The organism is Pseudomonas sp. MWU13-2105 (assembly GCF_023242315.1).
GTDB lineage: Bacteria > Pseudomonadota > Gammaproteobacteria > Pseudomonadales > Pseudomonadaceae > Aquipseudomonas.
This window is the reverse complement of the sequence record NZ_JALLIY010000018.1, coordinates 1-19103: the sequence shown is the minus strand read 5'-3', so window position 1 is coordinate 19103 and position 19103 is coordinate 1. Positions and strand designations below refer to the sequence as shown.

At 61.4% G+C, this 19103-nt stretch carries 18 protein-coding genes and 1 pseudogene; 8 read left to right on the top strand and 11 right to left on the bottom strand.

Features of this window, described 5'->3' with window-relative positions:
* Positions 1–2 precede the first annotated feature (2 nt).
* Genes flgK through M5B96_RS24210 form a run of 6 tightly spaced genes read right to left on the bottom strand, consistent with a single transcriptional unit; the run spans position 3 to position 6785 of the window.
* The gene (gene flgK / locus M5B96_RS24235) at positions 3–2042 is read right to left on the bottom strand and encodes a flagellar hook-associated protein FlgK (RefSeq protein ID WP_248799524.1); all 2040 of its coding nucleotides are present in this window, start codon (positions 2040–2042) and stop codon (positions 3–5) included.
* A 10-nt stretch (positions 2043–2052) separates the two neighbouring features.
* On the bottom strand, positions 2053–3348 hold the full coding sequence (gene flgJ / locus M5B96_RS24230) for a flagellar assembly peptidoglycan hydrolase FlgJ (protein ID WP_248799523.1): 1296 nt from the start codon (positions 3346–3348) through the stop codon (positions 2053–2055).
* Positions 3349–3358: 10 nt separating this feature from the next.
* Entirely contained in the window at positions 3359–4468 is a 1110-nt protein-coding gene (locus M5B96_RS24225; RefSeq protein ID WP_248799522.1) for a flagellar basal body P-ring protein FlgI, read from the bottom strand.
* 11 nt (positions 4469–4479) lie between these two features.
* A complete protein-coding gene (gene flgH / locus M5B96_RS24220) occupies positions 4480–5157 on the bottom strand; it encodes a flagellar basal body L-ring protein FlgH (RefSeq protein WP_248799521.1) in 678 nt (225 codons plus the stop codon).
* 55 nt (positions 5158–5212) lie between these two features.
* Entirely contained in the window at positions 5213–5998 is a 786-nt protein-coding gene (gene flgG, locus M5B96_RS24215; protein ID WP_248799520.1) for a flagellar basal-body rod protein FlgG, read from the bottom strand.
* A 46-nt stretch (positions 5999–6044) separates the two neighbouring features.
* A complete protein-coding gene (locus M5B96_RS24210; protein ID WP_248799519.1) occupies positions 6045–6785 on the bottom strand; it encodes a flagellar basal body rod protein FlgF in 741 nt (246 codons plus the stop codon).
* A gap of 502 nt (positions 6786–7287) precedes the next feature.
* Between M5B96_RS24210 and M5B96_RS24205 the strand changes: the two are divergent.
* A pseudogene (locus tag M5B96_RS24205) lies at positions 7288–7755 on the top strand (TylF/MycF/NovP-related O-methyltransferase); the annotation flags it as partial.
* A 78-nt stretch (positions 7756–7833) separates the two neighbouring features.
* Here the strand turns inward: M5B96_RS24205 and M5B96_RS24200 are convergent.
* Positions 7834–9390, bottom strand: a complete 1557-nt coding sequence (locus M5B96_RS24200) for a sigma-54-dependent transcriptional regulator (RefSeq protein ID WP_248799517.1) — start codon at positions 9388–9390, stop codon at positions 7834–7836.
* Between the two features lie 404 nt (positions 9391–9794).
* On the opposite strand from M5B96_RS24200, the gene phhA reads away from it, so the two are divergent.
* From phhA to M5B96_RS24185, 3 genes are all read left to right on the top strand, one after another.
* On the top strand, positions 9795–10580 hold the full coding sequence (phhA, locus tag M5B96_RS24195) for a phenylalanine 4-monooxygenase (RefSeq protein WP_248799516.1): 786 nt from the start codon (positions 9795–9797) through the stop codon (positions 10578–10580).
* Positions 10581–10682: 102 nt separating this feature from the next.
* Positions 10683–11039 (top strand): 4a-hydroxytetrahydrobiopterin dehydratase, encoded by a 357-nt coding sequence (locus M5B96_RS24190; protein ID WP_100938979.1) that lies wholly within the window; start codon positions 10683–10685, stop codon positions 11037–11039.
* Positions 11039–12235, top strand: a complete 1197-nt coding sequence (locus M5B96_RS24185; protein ID WP_263859678.1) for an amino acid aminotransferase — start codon at positions 11039–11041, stop codon at positions 12233–12235. The genes M5B96_RS24190 and M5B96_RS24185 overlap by 1 nt, the downstream gene beginning before the upstream one ends.
* Before the next feature lie 139 nt (positions 12236–12374).
* On the opposite strand, the gene M5B96_RS24180 is transcribed toward M5B96_RS24185, so the two are convergent.
* Positions 12375–13142: an anti-sigma factor family protein gene (locus M5B96_RS24180; protein ID WP_248799515.1), complete on the bottom strand. Its 768-nt coding sequence runs from the start codon at positions 13140–13142 to the stop codon at positions 12375–12377.
* On the bottom strand, positions 13135–13647 hold the full coding sequence (locus M5B96_RS24175) for a sigma-70 family RNA polymerase sigma factor (RefSeq protein WP_248799514.1): 513 nt from the start codon (positions 13645–13647) through the stop codon (positions 13135–13137). Before M5B96_RS24175 ends, M5B96_RS24180 begins: the two co-directional genes overlap by 8 nt.
* 148 nt (positions 13648–13795) lie before the next feature.
* Between M5B96_RS24175 and M5B96_RS24170 the strand changes: the two genes are divergently transcribed.
* From M5B96_RS24170 to M5B96_RS24160, 4 genes are all read left to right on the top strand, one after another.
* Positions 13796–14767: a metallophosphoesterase family protein gene (locus M5B96_RS24170; RefSeq protein WP_248799513.1), complete on the top strand. Its 972-nt coding sequence runs from the start codon at positions 13796–13798 to the stop codon at positions 14765–14767.
* Positions 14768–14780: 13 nt separating this feature from the next.
* Entirely contained in the window at positions 14781–15095 is a 315-nt protein-coding gene (locus tag M5B96_RS24165; protein WP_248799512.1) for a plastocyanin/azurin family copper-binding protein, read from the top strand.
* A gap of 267 nt (positions 15096–15362) precedes the next feature.
* Positions 15363–15494, top strand: a complete 132-nt coding sequence (locus M5B96_RS32550; RefSeq protein ID WP_263859677.1) for a hypothetical protein — start codon at positions 15363–15365, stop codon at positions 15492–15494.
* A 166-nt stretch (positions 15495–15660) separates the two neighbouring features.
* On the top strand, positions 15661–16860 hold the full coding sequence (locus tag M5B96_RS24160) for an MFS transporter (protein ID WP_248799511.1): 1200 nt from the start codon (positions 15661–15663) through the stop codon (positions 16858–16860).
* Positions 16861–16928: 68 nt separating this feature from the next.
* On the opposite strand, the gene arfB is transcribed toward M5B96_RS24160, so the two are convergent.
* Positions 16929–17342: an alternative ribosome rescue aminoacyl-tRNA hydrolase ArfB gene (arfB, locus tag M5B96_RS24155; RefSeq protein WP_248799641.1), complete on the bottom strand. Its 414-nt coding sequence runs from the start codon at positions 17340–17342 to the stop codon at positions 16929–16931.
* Between the two features lie 133 nt (positions 17343–17475).
* Positions 17476–18888: an amino acid permease gene (locus M5B96_RS24150; protein WP_248799510.1), complete on the bottom strand. Its 1413-nt coding sequence runs from the start codon at positions 18886–18888 to the stop codon at positions 17476–17478.
* Between the last annotated feature and the right edge of the window lie 215 nt (positions 18889–19103).

Below are 19103 nucleotides of genomic sequence, written 5' to 3'. Positions count from 1 at the left end.
CCTTAAAGGCTGCTGATCAGCGTGCTGAAGATGGTTTGGGCGGCCTTGATGATCTGCGACGCTGCCGTGTAGTACTGCTGGTACTTGACCAGATTGGCGGACTCTTCGTCGAGGTTGACGCCAGACAGAGAGTCGCGCGCACCCTTGGCGTTGGTCAGGATCGTCGTCGTCGCCGTATTGTCCGCGGTGGCCTGGGCCGCCTTGGTACCGACGTTGGAGACCAGCGTGCCGTAGGCGTCCGAGAGACTGCTGCCCTTGTTCGCGGCATTGGTGCCCACGGTCTGCTTGGTTTGCAGGGCGATCATCGCGGTGCTGTTGCGGTTGTCCGAAGAACCGGCGCCGGTCATGGACATGGTGAAGCTTTCACCGGTTTTCGGGTTGCCGCTTACCGTGGTCTGAACGGTGAAGGTCTTCTGCACGCCTGCACCGTCCAACACCGGGTTGCCGCTGGAGTCGACCATGTTCACTTTCAGGTTCAGGGTGTTGGCCTGCCCCGGCACAATGGTGCCAGTACCCATCACGTTGCCCTGGGCATCGGTCAGGGTGTAGCCCTGGGTGCCCGCTGCGGCAGCACCGAAGACGATCTTGGCCGGTGTGCCATATTTGATGGCATCCTGCAACTGGGCGTTGTTCGTTGCATTGGCGGTGCCCAATTGGTCGACCAGGGTCGGTTGGGTATAAGTGCCGCCATTGTTGGCGCTGGTGACACCCGTCAGCGGCGCCGCCGCGGCAATGTTCTGCGCGTTGGTCATCACCGTCTGGATGTCACTGGCGCCGCTACGGGTCGGGGTCACCTTGAACGTATCGCCGGCACTCATCGCGCCACCACCATTGAGGCTCAAGGTGATCCCGTCGATCACCGGAGCCGGCGTGGTCGTGGTACTGAAGGCGCCCATGTTGGTGCCATCCGAGCGTATGACGCTGTAATTGGTCGCGCTGCTGAAGGTCACCTGATAATCGTTGGTGGTCAGCGCACCGGTGTCGGCGATGGTCACGTTCAGGTTGCCGGAGCCGGCGCTGTTGTTCGAACTGGCGATGCTGCGCTGACTGATCAGGGCCGCGCTGTTGATATCGTTGAAAATCGCCGAACCGAAGTTGCCGTTCTTGTCGATACCCTGGGCCTGCTGTTTGTTCATCTGGTCAGCCGTGACCAGGGCAATGCGCCCCAACTCGTTCATCGACGGGTCGAGCACATCGCTGCGATAACGCAGCAGACCACCGATCTCGCCGCCGGTCACGGTGGAAGTGATATCGACGGTACTGGTGCCACGATCCAGCTGCAACGCCGACTGGCTCGGGTCGTTCTTGCTCGGTACGGCGGACAGGGTGTTGGTGCTGTTGCCCATGACCAGCGGCTGACCGCTGCCGATGTAGACGTCATAACTCGAACCGCGCTCGACCACCTGGGTACCGACCAGTTGGGACAACTGGCGAACCGCCTCAGTGCGCTGGTCAAGCAGATCGTTCGGCGAGCCGGCGGAGGTAGCGATCTTGGAGATCTGGTCGTTGTACTGGGCGATGCTGCTCGCCAGCTTGTTCACCTGACTGGCCATGTCCGACAGGTTGGTGTTGATCCCGGTGTTCTGGTTGTTCAACTGCTGGGCGATGGTGTTGAACTTGGCGCTCAAGGCCTGGACGCTGGTCAGCGTTGTCTGACGGGACGCATCATCCGTCGGGCTGGTCGACACGCTCTGCAGGGAGGAGAAGAACTTCTGCAACGAAGCGGTCATGCCGGTGTTGGTATCGGACAGCATGGTGTCCGTCGGCGTGACCTGGGCCAGGTACGAGGACGAATCGCTGTTGAGCGAGGTAGCGGTCTGCAACTGCGAGTCCAGGTAGGCACTGTAGACCCGGCGGACATCCGCCAGGGTCGTACCGGTGCCGATGAACACGCTGCCGTATTTCTGCGAGGGACTGGTGCTCTGCACGGTCTGCTGGCGCGAGTAACCAGCGGTATCAACGTTGGAAATGTTGTTGCCAGTGGTTGTCAAAGCCGTCGAGGCCGCGTTCAACCCCGTCATACCGATATTGAGCAAGCTCATGATTCAGACCTTATAAATTCGTGGAAGCGCCCGCCGCAGCGTAGTTCTGGTAGCTCTTCATCTGTTTTGCTATTTGCGAAATCTTGCTGGCGTAGTCCGGGTCGGTGGCATACCCGGCCTTTTGCAACTCGCGTACAAACTGTTCCGGTTTATCGGCCGACTTCAACACATCTTGATAGCGATTATTGCTTTGCAGCATGGTCACCAGGTCGTGGAAACTGTCCTGGTAGGAGGCATAGGAACGGAAGTCCGCCGTCTCCTTGACCATCTGGCCATTCTTGAACTCGCTGGTGATGGCACGGGCCTGCGGCCCCTGCCAACTGCTGCCGGCCTTGATGCCGAACAGGTTATGACTGCTGCTGCCGTCCTGCTGGCGCATGACCGACTTACCCCAACCGGTTTCCAGGGCCGCCTGGGCCACCAGGTAACGCGGATCGACACCGATACGCTTGGCCGCCTGCTCCGCCATCGGCAGCATGGTGGCGACGAATTCGTCGGGCGAGTTGAACGCGTGCCTGGCCGGTGCTAACGGCGGCTGGGCCACGGCGCGACCGTAGATCTGCATATTCCCCGCCGGCACGCTGCTCAGGCTGCGGACGGCCCGCTGCTGGAGCAGGGAATCGGTGGAAGCACTGTTGCGCTCCGGCAAGGCCTGGGTGTTGACCGCCGCGAGGCCACCGTCAGCCGATGGCACCAGCCCGGCGACCAGGCGGTCGGTCAGCTTGCTCGGCAAGGACAGGCGGCGCTGGTTGATCTTGGCCATATCGTTGTGCAGGCTACCGTCGCTGTTATGCAACGGACTGGCGACCCGAGAAGCCCACAACGGGTGCTCGCCATTGGAACGCACGAACGGCGAGGCCGCGGTCGCCGCCGTGGTAGTGCCGGCACCGATCGGTGTCTCCACTGGCGTTTCGGTGGCGACCGTACCGGCCGGCGGCCCGACCTTGAGCCCACCTTCGGAAGGCCGCGACGGTTTGTTCTTGGTCATCTGGCGCACCAGCACATTGGCCAGGCCGATACCGCCCCCCTGGCGCGACATGGTCACCGCCAACTGATGGTCGTACATTTCCTGGTATTGCTTGGTCGCCGGGGTATTGAGCGGATTGTCCTTGGCCAGCACATCGCTGGCCGAGCGCGCGGACTTGAGCATTTCGCCGATGAACAGCGACTCGAACTCCTGTGCCACCTTGCGAATGTTGGCGTCGCTGTCGCGGTTGCCGACCTTCAGGTTGTTCAGGCGATTCAGGTCGCTGTAGGCACCGGAATCGCTGGTATTGACCAGCCCGCTCTTGCGCATGTCCACCATATCGACGGCCTCAAATCACGATCAGGTCGGCTTGCAAGGCGCCGGCCTGTTTCAAGGCTTCGAGAATCGCCATCAAATCGCCTGGCGCCGCCCCCACCTGGTTCACCGCACGGACGATCTCGTCCAGGGTGGTCCCCGGGCCGAACTTGAACATCGGCTTGGCTTCCTGCTGGGCATTGACCCGCGAACGCGGGACCACCGCCGTGGTGCCGTTGGACAGCGGCCCCGGCTGGCTGACGATCGGGTCTTCGGTGATGGTCACGGTCAGGCTGCCGTGGGTCACCGCGGCCGGCGACACCTTGACGTTCTGGCCGATCACGATGGTACCGGTACGCGAATTGATGATGACTTTCGCCACCGCCTGGCCCGGATCGACCTCGAGGTTTTCCAGGATCGACAGGTAGTCGACCCGCTGGCTCGGATCGAGCGGCGCGGTGACCCGGATCGAACCGCCGTCGATGGCCTGGGCTACGCCCGGGCCGAGCATGTCGTTGACCTTGTCGACCACCCGCTTGGCGGTGGTGAAGTCGGAACGGTTGAGGTTCAGGATCAGGCTGTTGCCCTGGTTGAAACCACTCGGTACCGCGCGCTCCACCGAAGCCCCACCGGGAATGCGGCCGGCCGACGGAACGTTGACGGTGATCTTCGAACCATCCGCGCCCGAAGCATCGAAACCACCCACCACTAGGTTACCCTGGGCGATGGCGTAGACATTACCGTCGATCCCCTTGAGCGGCGTCATCAACAGGGTGCCACCGCGCAGGCTCTTGGCGTTACCGATGGACGAGACCGTGATATCCACCACCTGCCCCGGCTTGGCGAAGGCCGGCAGATCGGCACTGATCGACACCGCCGCGACGTTCTTCAACTGCACGGTACCGGCGTTGGCAGGCACCTTGATACCGAACTGCGAGAGCATGTTATTGAAGGTCTGCAAGGTGAACGGTGTCTGCGTGGTCTGGTCACCCGAGCCGTTGAGACCGACCACCAGGCCGTAGCCGATCAGCTGGTTGGAGCGCACGCCGGAGATACTGGCGATGTCCTTCAACCGCTCGGCCTGGGCAGCGAAAGCGGTAGACATCAGCAGCACAGCCGCCATCAGATGCTTGAGATTGAACATGGTCATAGCACCTAGAAAGGCCAGAGCGGGCTGAGGAAGAAGCGGTCGAGCCAACCCGGCTGGCTCGTATCGGCAAAGGCGCCAGTACCCGAGTAGGTGATGCGCGCATCGGCCACGCGAGTGGACGGAACGGTGTTGTCGGTGGCGATATCATCCGCCCGGACCAGCCCGGCGATACGCACCAGCTCATTGCCGGTGTTGAGGGTCAACCACTTCTCGCCGCGTACCGCGATAATGCCGTTGGGCAATACGTCGGCCACGGTCACGGTGATCGAACCGGTCAGGCTATTGCTCTGCGCGGCCTTGGAGGTACCGTCGGTGGTCTTGGTGCCGCCATAGCCGACATTCAGGTTCGCGTTACCGCTGGTCACCGACGAGCCGAAAAGCGTGGTCAGGCCAAAGTTGTTGGAATCCTTCTTCGACAGGTCGGAGTTGGCGTTCTTGCTCGCCTGGGTAGCTTCGTTCAGGGTGATGGTGACAATGTCACCGACCCGGAACGCCTTGCGGTCGCCATACAAGTTCTGCTCGAAACCGGCCTGGTAGATCGAACCGTTGTTCGCCGCGGCGGGCAATGGGGTGCGCGGCATCACCGGGGCGTAATACGGGTCATTGGGCTTGGGCGGCGGGCTCATACAGCCGGCCAACAGCGCCATCGCGCTCAACGCGAGCATGGAAAACAACCGATTCATGACCCTATTACCTCACGGTGTTGCAGGCGCCCTTCAGGCCGCCTCATAGACTTGATTACAGGTTCTGTGCGACGTACTGGAGCATCTGGTCGGCGGTGGAAATCACCTTGGAGTTCATCTCGTAGGCACGCTGGGTAGTGATCATGTTGACCATTTCTTCCACGGTGCTGACGTTGGAAGTTTCCAGGGTGCTCTGCTCGGTGGTACCAAAACCGTTGAGGCCCGGGGTGCCGACCTGAGGCGCACCACTGGCGGCGGTTTCCAGGAACAGGTTGCCACCCACGGCCTGCAGGCCGGCCGGGTTGATGAAGTCGGCGGTCTGGATATTGCCGATCACCTGCGAAGCCGGGTTGCCGGCGACGGTGATCGAGACCGTACCGTCCTTGCCGACAGTGAAGGTCTGGGCATTGTTCGGGATGATGATTGCCGGCTGCAGGGTGAAACCGCTGGCGGTGACGATCTGCCCGGTGTTACTCAGGTGGAAGGTACCGTCACGGGTGTACGCCGTGGTGCCGTCCGGTTGCAGGATCTGGAAGAAGCCCCGGCCGTTGACGGCCATGTCCAGCGGCTGGTCGGTGGTTTGCAGGCTACCGGCGGCGAAGTTCTTCTGGGTGCCGACGATCCGCACACCGGTACCCAGTTGCAGGCCCGACGGCAGTTCGCTGTCCTGGGTCGACTCGGCACCCGGCTGACGCTTGATCTGGTACAGCAGGTCCTGGAACTCGGCGCGATCACGTTTGAAGCCGGTGGTCGAGACGTTGGCCAGGTTGTTGGAAATAGTCGTCAGGTTGGTGTCTTGTGCCGCCAAACCTGTTTTTGCAACCCATAGAGCCGGAAGCATTCTGTTCTCCTTCGCGCGCCTGTTTTACGGCGCTACGTTCTGGTGATTAGCTGTTCTGCAAGACCCGAGCCATAGCCGTGTCATCGTCTTTGGCGGTGTTCATCATCTTGATGTGCAATTCGAACTGTTTGGACAGCGCCAGTACCGAGGTCATTTCCTCGACGGCATTGACGTTGCTGCCCACCAGGAAGCCCGAGACCACCTTGACGTTGGCGTCGACCGGCGCGGTCGTACCGTCTTTGGTATGCACCACGGCATCGGGGCCCTTGATCATGTTCTTGAGGTCCGGGTTGACCAGCTTGATGCGGTCGACCTCGGCCACCACCCGCGGACCTTCGCCCATGGCTCGAATGCTGATGGTGCCGTCCTCGCCCACTTCGATCTTCGATTGGGGCGGCACGGCGATCGGCCCGCCGTTGCCCATGACCGGCATGCCATTACCGGCACGCAGCACCCCGAGGGCGTCAATATTCATGCTCGCGGTGCGCACATAACCTTCGCTGCCGTCAGGCGTCTGCACGGCAACCCAACCCTCACCGGACACCGCCACGTCGAGATCGCGACCGGTCTCGACCATCGGGCCTTCCGAGAAATCCGTGGCCGGGCGCTCGGACATGGCGTAGGCACGTGACGGAAAGCTGTCACCAAACACCGGCATCGAACGGGCCTGTTCCAGGTCACGCTGAAAACCGTTGGTCGAGAGGTTCGCCAGATTGTTGGCATGGGCCTTTTGCGCCAAGGCGTTCTGGGCCGCACCGGTCATTGCCACGTAAAGGTACTTGTCCACAGTCTTTCCTCTTCCTGACGGACGTTTGCCGCCACCGCTGTACTGCGAGAGGCGCAAGCAATTTCCGAACCAACTTGTTTTTTGACGCAGGACAAGCCGCCTGGCCGGGACCTGAGTACATTTCGCAGGCTTTCAAGGTCTTGCGGGCAGACGAAAAAACGGCGCGGTTATGCCGCTGGCGGCAAATGTCGGTCGCGCTCCCCAGTGCCGCGGACGCCAGAAAAACCACCCTGGAATAGAACTTGCCAGCCAACCCGGCATACGGTGACCAACGTAAAGTTTGTCCAGCGATTGCCTACACCCAGAATTAGCCACAGTATTCAGGAGAGCTGACGCGAACCTGTGCAGCGTCGATTGCCAGATCAACATCTGGATGCCGGTCTACACCATCGCCCCGAACCAGACTATGATGATCAACGTCGGCCACTTCGAAAAGCCGGTGCTCAATACCTCGAAGGACTGGAGCCTGAACGACTGGATCAACAACCAGCGGCACAAGACGTATGCGATCAACCGTTCGATCGTCGGTTTCGACACCTTCGAAGGCTTCACCAGCATCAACAAGGATGAGGACCCGGCCGACATCAACGAGAACATGTTCTCCGACACCGACCAGTCGCTGATCCAGGACATGATCGACGCCAACGACCTGCTGCGCCCGGTCAACCGTATCCCGCGCTGCGAGCTGGTCAAGGGCGACATCTGCAAGACCGTGCCGGAGTTCGTCAAATCCCGTCCGGACCTGGTAGTGGCGATGCTGATCCTTGACACCGACCTCTACGAGCCGACCAAGGTCGCCCTGGAAACCTTCCTGCCGTACATGCCCAAAGGTGCCATCGTGGTCCTCGACGAAGTTGCCTATCGCAACTTCCCGGGCGAAACCAAGGCCCTGCGCGAAGTGTTCGACATGAACAAGATCGAACTCAAGCGCCTGCCGTTCGACTCGTGCGTGGGTTACTTCCACATCTGACGTCACGCGCTCACCCCAGGAGCTGGCTTGCCGGCTCCTATCAGGTTCGCGCTACATTCAAAATCCCATCGGCCGCAGCTATACGCCTTTGCCCACGTCATACACCTTCAGCTTGTTGGCGATGGTGGTATGGGAAACCCCCAGGCGCTTGCCCAGCAAGCGACTGCTCGGATACTCCGAGTACAGGCGCTCCAACACTGCCCGTTCGAACCGCCCGACAATCTCATCCAAGCCGCCCTCCAGGGAAAAATCCCCCAGGGGTTGGCGCACGCCATAGTCCGGCAAGCGGATATGCTCGGCCTTGACCACCCCGCCCTCACACAGGGAAACCGCCTGGAACAGCACGTTCTCCAACTGCCGGACGTTACCCGGCCAGTGGTAGTGCGCCAGACGATCCATCGCCGCCGGCGCCAGCTTCGGCAATGGGCAGCCGATCTGCCGACTGGCCTGGTCGAGAAAATGCTCTACCAGCGGGGTCAACCCATCCAGGCACTCACGCAGCGGTGGAATATGCAGGGACAACACGTTGAGACGGTGATAGAGGTCCTGGCGAAACTCGCCGCGCGAACACAGCTCCGAGAGGTCGACCTGGGTTGCGCAGATCACCCGCACATCCAGGTACACCTCTTCGTCGCTGCCGACCCGACGAAACCCACCGTCCTGGAGAAAACGCAATAACTTGACCTGCAGGCGCGGGCTCATCTCCCCCACCCCGTCGAGAAACAGGGTGCCGCCGGCGGTCAGCTCGAGCAAGCCGAGCTTGCCCTCGGCGCGCGCCCCCTCGAACGCGCCGGGACCGTAGCCGAACAGTTCGGTTTCGGCCATGGACTCTGGCAAACCGGCGCAGTTGAGTGCCATCAATGGCGCCTGGCCCCGCGGACTGGCCAGGTGACAGGCCCTCGCCAGCAATTCCTTGCCGGTCCCGGTTTCGCCCTCGATCAGCAACGGCGCATCCAGCGGAGCCATGCGCCGGGCCTCGCGGACCACCGCGGCCATGACTTTCGAACTCTGGAAAATACTGTCGAAGCCGCGCAGCTCCTGCTTGCGCACATTGTAGATACGCTCGCCGACCTGGTCGGCGCGGTGAAGGGTCAGCACCGCGCCGGCCATCGCCTCGCTGTCATCGTGCTCAGACTGCAACGGCGCGATATCCGCCAGGAAAACGTCACCCTTGATCTTGACCCGCAGGCCATTGATCCGCGATTGATTGGCCCGCACCAGCTCGGGCAGGTCGAAATCCGGCGCATAACGCGCCAGCGGGATGCCCGGCACCTCGTCGACCCGGACCCCGAGCAGCTGCGCCGCCGCCCGGTTGGCCGCGACAATCGAGCCGCCCATGTCGATGGACAGCACCGGAAACTCCAGGGCCCCGAGCAAGGCGTTGAGCTCCATATGCCGCCGCTCACTGGGCATCAGGCCGACGCGCTTGACGCCAAACACCCCGGCAATGGTTTCGAACTTCGGTCGCAAGGCCTGGAACTGCAGGTTGATCAGATTCGGGCAGTGCAGATAGATGGCATTGCCCTGATCGCCGCCGACCTCGCCACGGGCGACGTTGATGCCGTAGTCCACCAGCAGGTTGAGAATGTCGCGAAGAATGCCGATGCGGTTCTGGCAGTGCACTTTGATACGCATGGAAAGGCTCGAAAAATAACGATGGCCGGGACACGCATGCTCCCCGCAGGAGCAGCCGGTCGACGCTCGATTACTCGCGATGATCGCCCAGACGCCACGGGACATCAGATTTCCCGAGCTATCGTTGACCTCCATCGCGAGCAAGCTCGCTCCTACAAAAAGCAGCACTTTTTTCAGTACGCCGCAGTTAGTCGTAAAGATTATGTGACAAAAACCCTGCTAATCACCACCTCAAAACGCCTCATACACCAGCAAAGCGTCATTTCGTAACGTTTTCTTTACGAAATAGCAGCGTTCATCCGGACCTTTAGCGCTTTACCCCCGATGCGCACGACCCCGCAACGGGTTAACACTAGACCCAACGCCGCACATAACAAGAACAAATCCCCCCGCAGGAGAGCTGTATGAAGCAGACGCACTACGTGGCTCGCGAGCCCGATGCGCAAGGTTTTATCGACTACCCGGCCGCCGAGCATGCCGTGTGGAATACCCTGATCACTCGCCAACTGAAAGTGATCGAGGGGCGTGCGTGCCAGGAATACCTGGACGGTATCGAGAAGCTGGCCCTGCCCCACGAGCGGATTCCGCAACTCAGCGAAATCAACCAGGTCCTCGCTGCCACCACGGGATGGCAAGTCGCCCGGGTACCGGCGCTGATTCCGTTCCAGACTTTTTTTGAACTGCTGGCCAACAAGCAGTTTCCGGTAGCCACCTTTATCCGCACCGAAGAAGAACTCGACTACCTGCAAGAACCGGATATCTTCCACGAGATCTTTGGCCACTGCCCGCTGCTGACCAACCCCTGGTTCGCCGAATTCACCCACACCTACGGCAAGCTCGGCCTGCAAGCCAGCAAGGAGCAACGGGTGTACCTGGCGCGCCTGTACTGGATGACCATCGAGTTCGGCCTGGTGGACACCCCGCAAGGCCGGCGGATCTATGGCGGCGGCATTCTCTCCTCGCCGAAGGAGACCGTGTACAGCCTGTCCAACCAGCCCGAGCACCAGCTGTTCGATCCACTGGAAGCGATGCGCACGCCGTATCGTATCGACATCCTGCAGCCGCTGTACTTCGTCCTGCCAAACCTCAAGCGGTTATTCGACCTGGCCCACGAAGACATCATGGGCATGGTCGAGCGTGGCATGCAGCTGGGCCTGCACGCACCGAAGTTCCCGCCCAAGGCCGCCTGATCCGCAACTTTGCGCGGTACGTGCGGCTTTCTCGAACCGACGTTTTCGAATAACGTATTCGAACGGCGTCCTTGAATAAAAAAACGATTTCAGGAATCCACCATGAACACCTTGAACCAAGCCCACTGCGAAGCCTGCCGCGCCGATGCCCCACAGGTCAGCGACGAAGAACTGCCGCTGCTGATCAAACAGATTCCGGACTGGAACATCGAAGTGCGTGACGGCATCATGCAACTGGAGAAGGTCTTCCTGTTCAAGAACTTCAAGTTCGCCCTGGCCTTCACCAATGCCGTCGGCGAGATTTCCGAAGCCGAAGGCCATCACCCGGGCCTGCTGACCGAATGGGGCAAAGTCACCGTGACCTGGTGGAGCCATTCGATCAAGGGCCTGCACCGTAACGATTTCATCATGGCGGCACGTACCGACGAGGTCAGCCACGCCGCCGAGGGCCGTAAATAATGCATTTCGACGCCATCGCGCGTGTACCCGGCGACCCGATTCTCGGGTTGCTGGAGGCTTATGCCCAGGACCCCAATCCACGCAAGTTCGACCTGGGCGTCGGCGTCTACAAGGATGCCCAGGGCCTGACCCCGATCCTGCAATCGGTCAAGCTGGCCGAGCAGCGATTGGTGAACGAGCAACGGACCAAGTCTTATATCGGTGGCCACGGCGACCTGCGCTTCGGCAGCCTGCTCAACGAACTGGTGATGGGTGCCGACTCGCCGCTGATCGCTGCCCAGCGTGTCGGCGCGACCCAGACCCCGGGCGGCACCGGCGCCTTGCGCCTGAGTGCCGACTTTATCGCCCACTGCCTGCCGGGCCGCGGCATCTGGCTCAGTGATCCGACCTGGCCGATCCACGAGACCATCTTCGCCGCCGCCGGCTTGAAGATCGGTCACTACCCTTACGTCGGCAGCGACAATCGCCTGAATGTCGAGGGCATGCTCGCCGCCCTGGAACAGGTGCCGCGGGGTGACGTGGTGCTGCTGCACGCCTGCTGCCACAACCCGACCGGTTTCGACCTGTCCCACGATGACTGGTACAAGGTGCTGGAGATTGTCCGTCACCGTGAACTGCTGCCGCTGATCGACTTCGCCTACCAGGGCTTTGGCGATGGCGTGGAGCAGGATGCCTGGGCCGTGCGATTGTTCGCCCGGGAACTGCCGGAAGTGCTGATCACCAGTTCCTGTTCGAAGAATTTCGGCCTGTACCGCGAGCGCACCGGTGTGCTGATCGTCTGCACCGGCGATGCTGAAAAGCTGCTGGACGTGCGCAGCCAACTGGCGGCGGTAGCGCGCAACCTGTGGTCGAACCCGCCGGATCACGGCGCGGCGGTAGTTACCACGATTCTTGGCGACCCCGAGCTGAAAAGCCTGTGGGCCGATGAAGTGGAAGCCATGCGTTTGCGTATTGCGCAACTGCGCAGCGGCCTGGTGGAAGCCCTGCAGCCCCATGGCCTGGCCGAGCGCTTCGCGCATATTGGCGTGCAGCGCGGCATGTTCTCCTACACCGGTTTGTCGCCGGCCCAGGTCAAACGCCTGCGCGACGAGCACAGCGTGTATATGGTCAGCTCCGGCCGGGCCAACGTGGCGGGTATCGACGCGACACGCCTGGCTGCGCTGGCGCAGGCGATTGCTGCTGTGTGCAAGGACTGAAGCAACGACGCGTACTCCTGTAGGAGCCGGCCTGCCGGCGATGGCGATGTAACATTCACCGCCGCTATCGCCGGCAGGCCGGCTCCTACAGGTTCAGTTGTGTCTTCAAGATCAGACCGGACTTGATGCCCGGCGTGACTCACCCGCCCTTCTCGATCAACTCCCCGAACGCCTCGAGTTCGCCCTTCTCCAGGTCAGAAACCAGGATGAAGCGCAGGTGATCGCGCCGCCACGACACCACGTTGTAGCCCCGCAAAGACAAGCTCTCCCGTGCCCGATCAACCTCGGCCGTCGGCAGGATGAACAGGTTGATGGTGTGCTTGGCATGCCGATACGCCAATGCCGCGGCGGTCTGGTGCTGCAGATAGTCCAGGCGACCGCCCAACAACGGATAACCCTGCGCCGCATAATCGAAGACCGGTGGCGCGAAGTCGAGCTTGCCGGTGAACCAGGGTTTCACCGTATGCCGGTCGGACGACACCACATCGTTCAAATGCTCGGCCATCAACGAACGCACATGGCTGGACACCGCCTCATCCAGCCAGGGTTGCTCGGCGGACGGCGTCACCACGTAGAGCATGACCGCCAGGCTCAACGCCAGGGTTGAAAACGCCGGAGCCCACCAGCGCCCCGAGAGCGCCCGCAGCCCCTGCATGAAACCCATCAAGGTCGAAGGACGCTTCGGGGCCGCAGCCAGCAGGCTCAGGTTCAGGGCCTCGGGAGCACGGTAATAGGGTGCTCGTTTTTTGACGTCGTCGATCAATTGACGGGCATGCTCATACCGGCGTGCGCACTCCGCGCAGCCCGCCAGGTGCCCGGCCACTCGCGCCGCGGTCGTCGCGTCCAGTTCATGGTCGAGGTAGCCATGGATCAATTCATCACAGGTCTTGCAGTCGAGATCATTCATAAGGGTGCAACTTCAGCAGTTCGCGCTTGAGCATCGCGCGGGCCCGGGCCAGCCGCGACATGACGGTGCCCAAGGGAATATCGACGATTTTCGCTATGTCCTTGTAGGGCATGTCTTCCAACTCCTTCAGGACGATCACTTCACGAAAGGCCGGCGCCAACGCCAGCAGCCCCAGCCGGACCTGCTCGGCCGCCTGGGCCCGGATGACCTGGGATTCCGGTGTGCACACATCGGCCAACGCCGGGTCGTCCTGCAACCATTCCTCGTCGAGGGCCACCCAGCGCGCGCCCATCGAGGCCTTGAGCCAGTTGTAGCTTTCATTGCGGACAATGGTCAGGAACCAGGCCTTGGCATTGCCGTCGACAAACCGGTGCTGGAACTTGAAGGCCCTGAAGGCACTTTCCTGGACCACATCCTGCGCGGCGCTCTCACTGTCGGTGAGCCAGCGCGCGAGGTTATAGGCCGCATCCAGATGCGGCGCGAACAGCGCCTCGAATCGCTTCATAATGGCTCCGATACCTTTGTCCCTATAACGGTGAAAGCCGCTGTTTTATTCCCGAAATATTTTTTTAATTTTCTGGAATAAAGCCCCGTGCCGCCCGGTTTTACAGATGTGAGCTCAATCACTGTAGACCGCCAGCGAGGGCGTTCCCATGGACCTGCACCCAACACCCCACGACAAACGTACCGACGGCCCGCTCGACCCCGACCGCCGGACCCTGCTCAAATGCTCGGCCTGGGCCGGCGCCGGGGTCCTCTGGGCCTTGAGCGGCGGTATCCCGCGCGCCTTTGCCCTGGACCAGAATGGCCAGCCCACGGACCCTGCCGCACTGGCCGCGAACTTTCATTTCGTACAAATCAGCGATTCACATATCGGCTTCAACAAGGAAGCCAACCCCGAACCGGTGAAAACCCTGCAAGTGGCCATCGACAAGGTCATCGCCCTGCCCAAACGGCCGTCGCTGATTCTCCACACGGGAGATATCACCCACCTCAGCAAGCCCGAGGAGTTCGACACCGCCGCGCAATTGCTCAAGGCCCTGCCCGCGACCGTGCACTACGTGCCGGGTGAACACGACACCCTCGACGAGGGCGGCGGCCAGCTCTACCTGCAGCGTTATGGCAAGGGCACCAAGGGCAATGGCTGGTACAGCTTCGACGACCATGGCGTGCACTTCATCGCGCTGGTCAACGTCTTCAACTTCCAGGCCGGCCATGAAGCCAGCCTCGGCGCCGAGCAGATCGCCTGGCTGGCCGATGACCTGCGGGCGGTGGCGACGAGCACGCCGATCGTGGTGTTCACCCATATTCCGCTGTGGACCATCTACCAACCCTGGGGCTGGGGCACCGAGGACGGCGACCAGGCGATTGCCCTGCTGCGCAAATACGGTTCGGTGACCGTGCTCAACGGTCATATCCATCAGGTGATCCAGAAGATCGAGGGCAATATCACCTTTCACACCGCGCGCGGCACGGCCTATCCGCAGCCGGCACCGGGGGCGGCACCGGCACCGGGACCGATGACCGTGGCCGCCGATCAGTTGCGCAATTACCTGGGGATCACCGATGTCCGCGCGACACAAGGCGATCATCCGTTGGCGCTGATCGACTCGACACTGATTTAAGGAGGGCGGACGAATGAAAAGACTATTGCAAGGACTGATGCTGGCCGGCCTGGCACTCTCGATCCCGGTGTGGGCGCAGGAAGTGAAAATCGATATCAAGGAGTTCATGTTCGGCCCCAAGGACCTGACTGTCGCGCTCGGCACCAAGGTGACCTGGGTCAACGATGACCAGATCCCCCATACGGTGGCCGAAACCCACAAGCTGTTCCGCTCGGCCGCGCTGGACACCAATGACAGTTTTTCCTATGAGTTCAAGACTGCGGGCACCTATGAATATTTCTGTGCGCTGCATCCGCAGATGATCGGAAAAATCACCGTCAGTCCTTGACCGTTGCCGTAACCGGCTTGTCGGGCCACCGCACCGCGGCGATAGCATCCGCAAGGTCGATGCAAGACTTGCCGGCATCATTGCCGGCAAGTCGGTTCCGACAGGACTCATCATCCACGCGGCAAGGTATCGGTCCTGACGAACGGCCGTCGAAGCCGGGGCGAAAAAGTCTTTCTGTCATTTTCACTGCTGTATCCTGCCCAGGCTTTTTAAAAGCGCGGATCTACCCAGCGATTTAAAAAACAGACCTTGCGAGGAGCGACGACGATGCATGAGATACCCAACTTCCCCTTCCCAAGCCTGCACGAGACTGAGCAGAAAACCCCGTCACAAGCCGCTGCCCAGCAGCCGGTAAACAACGAGGCCGCGGACCGCCTCAAGGCCGACAGCGAAGACTGAACGCTTGCCCTACCGGTCGCGTGAAAAGCCCGTTCCCTGATGCTTTTCGCGCAACCGGACACATTCTCCGCCGAGCTTTTTTCGATTTAACGTCCCTGCAAGCGGCCTCTCACCGTTATCATAAGCCTCCTATCTTTCTTCTCCGCGGCAACGGTGGTTCTTGTCCATGTCAGATACACAGCGCCCCCTGGCGGTCACGCTGCAAGTCGTTTCCATTGTCCTGTTTACCTTTATCGGTTACCTGAACATCGGCATTCCCCTGGCCGTGCTGCCCGGCTACGTCCACAGCGACCTGGGCTTCGGCACGGTGATCGCAGGGTTGGTGATCAGCGTCCAGTACCTGGCGACCCTGCTGAGCCGCCCCTACGCCAGCCGGATCATCGATAACCAGGGCAGCAAGCGCGCGGTGATGATCGGCCTGGCCGGCTGCGGCCTGAGTGGCGTGTTCATGCTGCTCTCGAGCTTTCTGCAAAGCCTGCCGCTGCTGAGCCTGATCAGCCTGTTTATCGGCCGCCTGGTACTGGGCAGCGCGGAAAGTTTGGTGGGCTCCGGCTCCATCGGCTGGGGCATAGGCCGGGTCGGCGCGGCGAACACCGCCAAGGTGATTTCCTGGAACGGCATCGCCAGCTACGGCGCACTGGCCATCGGTGCGCCGCTGGGGGTGTGGCTGGTCGGTCAGTTGGGCCTGTGGAGCATGGGCATGAGCATCCTGCTGCTGGCCGTGCTGGGGCTGTTGCTGGCCTGGCCCAAGCTGGCCGCACCGATTGTCGCCGGCGAACGCCTGCCGTTCCTCCATGTACTGGGCCGCGTGCTGCCCCATGGCACCGGCCTGGCCCTGGGCTCCATCGGTTTTGGCACCATCGCGACCTTTATCACCCTGTATTACGCCACCCAGCACTGGGCCAACGCGGTGCTCTGCCTGAGCCTGTTCGGCGCCAGTTTTATCGGGGCGCGACTGCTGTTCGGCAACCTGATCAATCGGCTCGGGGGCTTTCGCGTGGCGATCGCCTGCCTGTCGGTGGAAACCCTCGGCCTGCTGCTGTTGTGGCTGGCGCCGGATGCCCATTGGGCACTGGCGGGGGCGGCGTTGAGCGGCTTCGGTTTCTCGTTGGTGTTCCCGGCGCTGGGGGTGGAAGCGGTGAACCTGGTACCAGCCTCCAGCCGCGGCGCGGCGGTGGGTGCCTACTCGTTGTTCATCGACCTGTCGCTGGGAATTACCGGCCCCCTGGCCGGGGCAATTGCGGCGGGCCTGGGCTTTGCCTCGATCTTCCTGTTCGCCGCCCTGGCGTCACTGTCCGGATTGCTGCTGAGCCTGTATCTCTACCGGCAGGCACCGAAACAACGAGCGGCGCGCGACAAGACCTGAGAACCGCTCGCGATCAAGAGCACCATAACCCCTGTGGGGGCCGGGTTGCCGGCTCCCACAAAGCAGGCCTAGAAATCGATCTTGCCCCGCCCGGCCTTGATCGCGCCGCGCTGGGACTTGCCTTCCAGGCGCCGCTTCTTCGAACCGAGGGTCGGCTTGGTCGGACGGCGTTTCTTCTCCACCTTGGTGGCACTGAGGATAAGCTCGACCAAGCGCTCCAGGGCATCGTTGCGATTCTGCTCCTGGGTCCGGTACTGCTGGGCCTTGATCACGATCACCCCTTCGCTGGTGATACGACTGTCGCGCAGGGCCAGCAGGCGCTCCTTGTAGAACGGTGGCAGGGACGAGGCCGGAATATCAAAACGCAGGTGCACCGCGCTGGAGACCTTGTTGACGTTCTGCCCGCCCGCACCCTGGGCACGAATGGCCGTCCACTCGATCTCGGCATCGGGCAGATGCACATTGTTGGAAATCACCAGCATTTGAAAAGCGTCCGACATCGGGGTGTTCAGGATACCCGATCCATAGCGCGACGAGCCGATTCGCCCACGCCCCAACCGTGCAGAAACAACAAACCCGGCAGCCGCCGGGTTTGTTCTGGCAACGGATAAAAGCCTACTTCACCGCCAGCAAGGCCTGCTGGGTACTACGCCGATTCTTGATGCCGTAGCAGACCCACATGAACACCACCCAGACCGGAATCGCATATACCGAGACCTGGATCCCCGGGATCATCAACATGACGCCGAGGATAAACACCACGAATGCCAGGCACACATAGTTGCCATAGGGGTACCACAGGGCCTTGAACAGCGGGCGCTGCTGGCTCCGATCCATGTGCTGGCGGAACTTGAAGTGCGAGTAGCTGATCATCGCCCAGTTGATCACCAGGGTCGCCACCACCAGCGACATCAGCAATTCCAGGGCCTGTTGCGGCATCAGGTAGTTCATCAGCACCGCGATGAAGGTCACCAGCGCCGAGGCCAGGATAGAGCGCACTGGCACGCCGCGCTTGTCAATCTTGGCCAGCACCTTAGGCGCGTCGCCCTGCTCGGCCATGCCCAGCAGCATGCGGCTGTTGCAGTAGGTACCGCTGTTGTACACCGACAGCGCCGCCGTCAGCACCACGAAGTTGAGGATATGCGCCGCGGTATTGCTACCGAGCATCGAGAACACCTGGACGAACGGGCTGCCGCTGTAGGAATCACCCGAAGCGTTGAGTGTGCTCAGCAGGCTGTCCCAGGGGGTCAGCGACAGCAGGATCACCAGGGCACCGATGTAGAAAATCAGGATCCGGTAGATCACCTGGTTGATCGCCTTGGGAATCACGGTTTTCGGCTTGTCGGCTTCAGCAGCGGTAAAACCGAGCATTTCCAGGCCACCGAAGGAAAACATGATGATCGCCATGGCCATCACCAGGCCACTAACGCCATTGGGGAAGAACCCGCCGTGTTCCCACAGGTTGCTGACCGAGGCCTGCGGACCGCCGTGGCCACTGACCAGCAGGTAGCTGCCCAGGGCAATCATGCCGACGATCGCCACCACCTTGATAATCGCGAACCAGAATTCCGCCTCGCCGAAGACCTTGACGTTGGCCAGGTTGATCGCATTGATCAAAACGAAGAACGCCGCCGCCGAGACCCAGGTCGGGACATCGGGCCACCAGTAGTGAATGTACTTGCCGACCGCGGTCAGTTCCGACATGCCCACCAGGATGTAGAGGATCCAGCAGTTCCAGCCCGACAGAAAACCGGCGAAACCGCCCCAGTACTTGTGGGCAAAGTGGCTGAACGAGCCGGCAACCGGTTCTTCGACGATCATTTCGCCCAACTGGCGCATGATCATGAAAGCGATAAAACCGCAGATGGCGTAGCCGAGGATCATCGACGGACCGGCGGATTTGAGCACCCCGGCCGAACCGAGGAACAGGCCGGTGCCGATGGCGCCGCCGAGGGCGATCAATTGGATATGACGATTTTTCAGGCCGCGTTTAAGCTCGCCCGAAGCAAGGGGTGTATCAGGGGTCATGCGTCACCTGTTTGTTTTTATCTGTGACGAAATCGAACCCATCACGCTTATGACGCGATGGAGTGAACAAGGCGGGTAGCCTTGAAGTGCACGGGCTTTCGGGGTGTCGCAAGGCCACCGTCGAAAGCCACAAAAATGCGCGGGTACGCAGTTGAGTCACAGGTAAAACGCCGCGCATTGTACACCGCCAGACCGCCACTGGCAGGCATCCGCGC

What these genes read in the sequence shown, in the direction of transcription:
- phhA (WP_248799516.1), top strand. Translation starts at nt 9,795, where the DNA reads ATGAAGCAGACGCACTACGTGGCTCGCGAGCCCGATGCGCAAGGTTTT.
- M5B96_RS24170 (WP_248799513.1), top strand. Translation starts at nt 13,796, where the DNA reads ATGGACCTGCACCCAACACCCCACGACAAACGTACCGACGGCCCGCTC.
- arfB (WP_248799641.1), bottom strand. Translation starts at nt 17,342, where the DNA reads ATGCTGGTGATTTCCAACAATGTGCATCTGCCCGATGCCGAGATCGAG.
- flgK (WP_248799524.1), bottom strand. Translation starts at nt 2,042, where the DNA reads ATGAGCTTGCTCAATATCGGTATGACGGGGTTGAACGCGGCCTCGACG.
- M5B96_RS24150 (WP_248799510.1), bottom strand. Translation starts at nt 18,888, where the DNA reads ATGACCCCTGATACACCCCTTGCTTCGGGCGAGCTTAAACGCGGCCTG.
- M5B96_RS24175 (WP_248799514.1), bottom strand. Translation starts at nt 13,647, where the DNA reads ATGAAGCGATTCGAGGCGCTGTTCGCGCCGCATCTGGATGCGGCCTAT.
- M5B96_RS24190 (WP_100938979.1), top strand. Translation starts at nt 10,683, where the DNA reads ATGAACACCTTGAACCAAGCCCACTGCGAAGCCTGCCGCGCCGATGCC.
- M5B96_RS24185 (WP_263859678.1), top strand. Translation starts at nt 11,039, where the DNA reads ATGCATTTCGACGCCATCGCGCGTGTACCCGGCGACCCGATTCTCGGG.
- flgG (WP_248799520.1), bottom strand. Translation starts at nt 5,998, where the DNA reads ATGCTTCCGGCTCTATGGGTTGCAAAAACAGGTTTGGCGGCACAAGAC.
- M5B96_RS24165 (WP_248799512.1), top strand. Translation starts at nt 14,781, where the DNA reads ATGAAAAGACTATTGCAAGGACTGATGCTGGCCGGCCTGGCACTCTCG.
- M5B96_RS24200 (WP_248799517.1), bottom strand. Translation starts at nt 9,390, where the DNA reads ATGCGTATCAAAGTGCACTGCCAGAACCGCATCGGCATTCTTCGCGAC.
- M5B96_RS24180 (WP_248799515.1), bottom strand. Translation starts at nt 13,142, where the DNA reads ATGAATGATCTCGACTGCAAGACCTGTGATGAATTGATCCATGGCTAC.
- flgH (WP_248799521.1), bottom strand. Translation starts at nt 5,157, where the DNA reads ATGAATCGGTTGTTTTCCATGCTCGCGTTGAGCGCGATGGCGCTGTTG.
- M5B96_RS24160 (WP_248799511.1), top strand. Translation starts at nt 15,661, where the DNA reads ATGTCAGATACACAGCGCCCCCTGGCGGTCACGCTGCAAGTCGTTTCC.
- M5B96_RS32550 (WP_263859677.1), top strand. Translation starts at nt 15,363, where the DNA reads ATGCATGAGATACCCAACTTCCCCTTCCCAAGCCTGCACGAGACTGAG.
- M5B96_RS24225 (WP_248799522.1), bottom strand. Translation starts at nt 4,468, where the DNA reads ATGTTCAATCTCAAGCATCTGATGGCGGCTGTGCTGCTGATGTCTACC.
- flgJ (WP_248799523.1), bottom strand. Translation starts at nt 3,348, where the DNA reads ATGGTGGACATGCGCAAGAGCGGGCTGGTCAATACCAGCGATTCCGGT.